Raw genomic sequence first — 5,545 nt, 5'->3', positions numbered from 1 at the left:
ACGCGCGGCAAGCAGGGCCGCCGTGCAGGACGGCGCGCATGCGTGGCAGGCGGCGGTGTCGAGCAAACCCAGGTCCAGCGCCGCGTCGACGTCGTCCGCGCGCAGGGCCGCGACAAGCGCGTGCGCCGTCGCGTGCGCGGCGCATCCGCAAGCGGGGCAGGGCAGGTCGCTCACGTGCCCGAGAACGCCGGCTTGCGCCGCTCCAGGAACGCCGAGGTCCCTTCGCGCATGTCCTGCGTCGAAAACATCAGGCCGAACTGCGCCGCCTCGTATTCGAGGCCTTCCTCCATGCCGCATTCGCCGCCGACGTTGACGCAGTCCAGCGTGCCCCGAACCGCAAGCGGCGCCGCGTTCGCCAGCTGCTGCGCGACCGCCATCGTCTGCGCTTCGAGTTCGGCAGCGGGCACGACGCGATTGACGATGCCGAGGGCGAGCGCGCGCGCAGCATCGATCGGCGCGCCCAGTAGGCACAGCTCCAGCGTCGCGGCGCGGCCTGCGAGCCGCAGCAGGCGCTGCGTTCCGCCGAACCCCGGGATCAGCCCGAGGTTGATCTCCGGCTGCCCCACGCGCGCGGTATCCGCCGCGATCCGAAGATGGCAACACATCGCCAGCTCCAGCCCGCCGCCGAGCGCGAACCCGTTGACCATCGCGATCACGGGTTTCGGGCTGCGCTCGGCGCGCCGCATCATGCGCTGGCCGCGGAGCGAGAAGTCGCGGCCCTGCACGGCACTGAACGTGTTCATTTCAGCGATGTCGGCACCGGCGACGAACGCTTTCGGCCCGGCGCCGGTGAGCACGATCGCGCGCACGCTGTCGCTGGCGATCGCGTCGACGAATGCGGCATCGAGCGCGTCGAGGGTCGCGCCATTGAGCGCGTTGAGCTTGTCCGGCCGGTTGACGGTGATGATTCGTACGGCATCGCGGTCGGCGACGGTCACCGGCGAAGGGCTGTTGCTGTCGGTCATGGCGGCCCGGGAATAAGGGGGGAAGAAGCGGTCGCCGACGCGGGGAACTCGGGCGGCGGGCGGCGGTCAGAGGGTGGCGTCAGTGGCGGTTAAGCCCTGCCGCCAGTATCCTAGCGCGCCACTCGGGGCTGTCGACCGGTAGGGGCACAGGGGTTTTCCAACTCGGTTGCGCATTCGCGCGCCGTGCACCGCTACCGGAGGTTTCACCCGATGAAGTTTCGTCTTATAGCCGTCGCGACGGCTCTGGTTGTGTCCGCCGGCGTGGCGTCCGCACAGGACACCACGTCCGAGAAGGGCAAACTGAGCTACGCGCTCGGTTTCAAGACCGGTGTCGACGCCGCTGAACTCGCCGACCGCGGCGAGCAGATCGACATCAATTCGCTCATCAAGGGCGTGCAGGACGCATTCGCCAAGAAGCAGCCGACCGTGTCGGTCGAGCAGCTGCAGAAGTCGCTGCAGGACATGCAGGCCCGCCAGACCGCGAAGGCCAAGGCCGAGTGGGAGAAGGCGGCGTCCGACAATCGCACCAAGAGCGACGCCTTCATCAATTCGAACCGGTCCAAGCCGGGCGTGAAGGTGCTTCCGAGCGGCGTGCAGTACCGCGTGATCGAAGCGGGCAGCGGCGCCAAGCCGACGCCGTCCAGCACGGTGCAGCTCCAGGTGGCCGGGCCGTTCCCGTGGGGCCAGCGCCCGCAGGATGCGCGTCCGGCGCAGTCCATCCCCGCCATCAAGGTCAGCCAGATCGAGATGCCGGCGATGCGTGAAGTCATCCAGCAGATGCCGACCGGTGCCCGCTGGGAAGTGACGCTTCCGGCCGACAAGGCCTATGGCGCCGACCCGCGCACCGGCTTCCCGCCGAACGTCGCGGTCCAGTTTGAAATCAAGCTGGTCAGCGCCAAGTAAGTTCCATGCCATGCTGTCCCGCGAACGCCGGCCTCGTGCCGGCGTTCGTATTTCCGGGCCAGGCGCGACCCTGCGAGAATGGATGTCATGAACCCCCCATTCCGCGCCGTGCTTAGCCCTTGCATCGGCGTCTGCGAGATCGACGACCGCGGGCTGTGCGCCGGCTGCATGCGGACGCTCGACGAGATCGCGCGCTGGGGAACCATGGGAGACGCCGAACGGCTGCGCGTGACGGATGCGTTGCACGCCCGGGAGGCGGCGCGCGGCGATGAGTGATGCGCTCGTCGCGCGTCTCCGGCGCGCCCTGCATCCGTTGGATGCGCCGCCGTGCGGCGCGTGCTGGAACGCGTCCGAACTCGAGGATCTGGTGGACCTGTCGACGCTCCTCGACGCGGCTGTGCTGGTCGGTCTCGTTCCCCGGGCGGACGGCCTGCAGGTACTGCTCACACGGCGAAGCGATGGGCTTCGCCAGCACGGCGGGCAGGTGAGCTTTCCGGGCGGCCGCGTCGATGCAGGCGACGTCGATGCGCTGCACGCGGCGTTGCGCGAAACGCGCGAAGAGGTCGGCATCCCCGCTGCATTGCTCGCACCGCTCGGGTATCTCCAACCCCTCGCGACCGTCACCGGCTTCCGCGTCTTGCCGGTCGTCGCGTTGGTCGACCCCGCGTACGTCGCGACGCCGGATCCGGCGGAAGTCGCTGAAGTATTCGAAGTGCCGCTCGCGTTTCTACTGGATCCCACCAGCCGCAGCGAACGCCGCTTCGAGCACGAAGGCCGCGCGCGCCGGGTCTGGGAGTACCGTTACCCCGATCAGCGCATCTGGGGCGCGACTGCCTCGATGCTGCTCAACCTTCACGATCGACTGGAGGCCGCCGGATGACCTGGACCACGCTTGTCGACGCCGACTCGCTGGCGACTGCGATCTGCTCGCCGCAACCGGGCAAGCTGGCAATCGTCGACACGCGCGTCGACCTCGCCGACCGCGCGGCCGGCCCGCGTCTCTTCGCCGAATCGCACATCCCGGGCGCCGTGCGCGCCGACCTCGAAACCGATCTGTCGGGCCCGCACTTCGCGGGTGCCGGGCGCCATCCCTGGCCGGGAGACGACCGCTTCGCGATCACCCTCGGCCGCCTGGGCATCACGCCCGAACACCAGGTGGTGGTCTACGACGACGCACAGGGCGCACTCGCCGCCGCGCGCCTGTGGTTCATGCTGAAGTCGTGGGGGCACGAAGCAGTCGCGGTGCTGGACGGGGGCTGGTCGGCGTGGCGTGCGTCGGGGCGCGCAGTCGAACAGGGTGAATCGCGGATCGTGGACGTCGGCCCCTATGCGGGTGCATTCGACCCGTCGCGCCTGCTGCAGACGGCGGACATCGCGGACCTCGGCGGCCGCGGCTTCATCATCGATGCGCGCGCAGCGGATCGTTTTCGCGGTGACGTGGAGCCGATCGATCGCAAGGCCGGCCACATACCCGGGGCGTTGAACCGGCCATTCGCGCTGAATCTCGACGCCGGCCGCTTCAAGCCCGCCGGCCGGCTCCGCGAGGAATTCGATGCGCTGCTCGGAGGACGAGCGCCCGACGCCGCGATCGCCAGCTGCGGGTCCGGCGTCACCGCCTGCCACCACCTGCTCGCGATGGAACACGCCGGGCTCCGCGGCGCGCGGCTGTACACGGGCTCGTGGAGTGGCTGGATCGAGGACGACGCGCGACCCGTCGAGACGGGATGAGCCTGCGCATCGATACGTAGCGCGCAGGCCGTAAACCGCGACGGCGGCGCTAGTCGATCAGCGCGGCTTACCGAGGCGCTCGAGCACCGCACGTAGCGCCGCCTGCGTGTCCGGCAGATACCAGGCTTCGACGAAGCGCTCCAATTCGATGTGTCGTGGATGCAGCGCGTCCACGGCGTCAGCGCGCGCGATGCTCCGCGTTTCCAGTACCGGGTGGCGCGGCAGCATCGAGAGCGATCGCGCCCATTCGATCGCGCGAGCAGCCGTGTCGTCGACGAACGCGACCTCGTCGACGAGTCCAATCGCGAACGCTTCATCCGTGGTCGGCATCAAGCCTCCCACCAGCAGGCGTTCTGCCCGGTGCGGGCCCACCACGCGTCGCAGGAGGCGTTGAATGCCCTCGGGCGCCACGAGCCCCACCTGCGTTTCGTTCAGGCCGATGCGGAACGGTTTGGCGGCGTCCGGCGAACGCGCCATGACGCGGTAATCGCAGCACAGCGCCAGCACGCAACCGCCGGCCGGTGCGTGGCCGGCGATGCCCGCGGCGATCGGTACCGGACTGGCGACCAGCGCCCGCGCGGCGCCGAAGAACGCCTCCCAGGCGTGCATGAGCGCGCCGCGATCCTCGCCGAGCGACATGAGGTAGGGCACGTCGAGCCCGGCCGAGAACACCGACGGCCCCCCGGTCAGCGCGATGCCGTGCGCGCCGGATCGCACCGCCGCCGCGAGCGCATCGCGAAGCGCGGTGCATAGGGTCGGGTCGAGCGCATTCACGGGCCCGCGTGCCAGGCGGAGCTCGATGATGTCGCCGTGCGCCCGCGTCTCGATCTGCGCCATGTCGTCGCTCCGTCCGCAAACCGGCAGGTTAACCGCGCCGCACGCGAACGGCGACCGCATTCACCACGCAGCCTAGAATCGCGGGATGCGCACGATCGTCCTGTTCGCCGCCAGCCTGCTGCTGGCCTTCGCAAGCTTTGCCCCCGCATCGGGTCGGCACGCATGCGCCCCGGTCGTCACGGGCGCTTGGGTGCGCATGACGCCGATGATGCCCATGGGCGCGGGCTTCTTTACGCTGACCAACCCGTGTCGAGCCGACATCGTGCTGGTCGGCGCCGCCTCACCGCGATTCGGCAATGCTTCGATGCACGAGACGCGCATCGAGGGCGGCATCAGCCGCATGCGCGCACTCGACAACGTGGTGTTGCGCCCGGGCCAGCGCGTGGCGTTCCTGCCGGGCGGGCGACACCTGATGCTGATGGCGCCGGATGCGCGCGTGTCGCCCGGCCACAAGGTGCGTGTCGACCTGCGCCTGCGCGACGGCCGCCGCCTGCCTGTCGATTTCGACGTGCGAAGCGCTGCGCGCTAGCGACAGGCGGCGCGCACGCTCTCGGGCAGCTGAGCCGAGCGGCCGGTGTTGCGGTCGATCCACACCATCACGACGTTGCCGTCGCAATAGAGCGTGCCGCCGTCGCTGGTGTCGACGATGCGGTGGCCGATCGTCAGGCTGCTCCCGCCGATGCGCTCGACGAACAACTCGACAACCAGGTCCCCCGGCCACGCAATCGGCCGCCGGTAATTGAGCGTGGACGCGGCGACCACGGGCGCGACGTCTTCATCCATGCCCATGCCGGGAATCGCGAGCATCCAGCGCAGGCGCGCTTCCTCGAGATAGCTGAGGTACTTCGAGTTGTTGACGTGGTTGAACGCGTCGAGATCGCGCCAGCGCACCGAAAGCGGCACGCGGATGAGCTCACCCGGGTGCAGCTCGGCCTGCCGGGCAAACGTGGTGCCGGGCGCAACGGCCAGCGCCGGTTGCGCTTGTGCGGACGGCGCTGCGGCAGACTGCGAAGGGGTCGCAATCGGACCGGCCGGCGTCGCCGGCGCTACGTCCTGCGTCGCGACGGCTTCACCGGTTCCCGAAGGCTCGTCGGGCTTGCCCGCGACGGCCG

6 protein-coding genes and 1 pseudogene are annotated in these 5,545 nt (G+C 69.8%); 4 read left to right on the top strand and 3 right to left on the bottom strand.

Features of this window, described 5'->3' with window-relative positions; translation table 11 throughout:
• Positions 1 to 170: 170 nt before the first annotated feature.
• On the bottom strand, positions 171 to 965 hold the full coding sequence (locus FW784_RS12160) for an enoyl-CoA hydratase/isomerase family protein (protein WP_149353607.1): 795 nt from the start codon (positions 963 to 965) through the stop codon (positions 171 to 173).
• A 210-nt stretch (positions 966 to 1,175) separates the two neighbouring features.
• On the opposite strand from FW784_RS12160, the gene FW784_RS12155 reads away from it, so the two are divergent.
• From FW784_RS12155 to FW784_RS12140, 3 genes and pseudogenes are all read left to right on the top strand, one after another.
• Entirely contained in the window at positions 1,176 to 1,868 is a 693-nt protein-coding gene (locus FW784_RS12155) for an FKBP-type peptidyl-prolyl cis-trans isomerase N-terminal domain-containing protein (RefSeq protein ID WP_149353606.1), read from the top strand.
• A gap of 78 nt (positions 1,869 to 1,946) precedes the next feature.
• Positions 1,947 to 2,748 (top strand): annotated as a pseudogene (locus tag FW784_RS12145) (CoA pyrophosphatase).
• On the top strand, positions 2,745 to 3,596 hold the full coding sequence (locus tag FW784_RS12140) for a sulfurtransferase (RefSeq protein ID WP_149353603.1): 852 nt from the start codon (positions 2,745 to 2,747) through the stop codon (positions 3,594 to 3,596). Before FW784_RS12145 ends, FW784_RS12140 begins: the two are co-directional and overlap by 4 nt.
• Before the next feature lie 57 nt (positions 3,597 to 3,653).
• On the opposite strand, the gene FW784_RS12135 is transcribed toward FW784_RS12140, so the two are convergent.
• A complete protein-coding gene (locus tag FW784_RS12135) occupies positions 3,654 to 4,433 on the bottom strand; it encodes an enoyl-CoA hydratase/isomerase family protein (RefSeq protein ID WP_149353602.1) in 780 nt (259 codons plus the stop codon).
• 85 nt (positions 4,434 to 4,518) lie between these two features.
• Between FW784_RS12135 and FW784_RS12130 the strand changes: the two genes are divergently transcribed.
• Positions 4,519 to 4,962, top strand: coding sequence for a copper chaperone PCu(A)C (locus FW784_RS12130; protein ID WP_149353601.1), 444 nt, complete (start codon positions 4,519 to 4,521; stop codon positions 4,960 to 4,962).
• Here FW784_RS12130 and FW784_RS12125 read toward each other — a convergent pair.
• Positions 4,959 to 5,360, bottom strand: a complete 402-nt coding sequence (locus tag FW784_RS12125) for an acyl-CoA thioesterase (RefSeq protein WP_149353608.1) — start codon at positions 5,358 to 5,360, stop codon at positions 4,959 to 4,961. The genes FW784_RS12130 and FW784_RS12125 overlap by 4 nt on opposite strands.
• Positions 5,361 to 5,545: the final 185 nt, after the last annotated feature.

Origin of the sequence: Cognatilysobacter lacus, from assembly GCF_008274655.1 — a bacterium.
GTDB lineage: Bacteria > Pseudomonadota > Gammaproteobacteria > Xanthomonadales > Xanthomonadaceae > Cognatilysobacter > Cognatilysobacter lacus.
The sequence above is the reverse complement of the archived record's forward strand: the minus strand, read 5'-3'. Positions and strand labels throughout refer to the sequence as shown.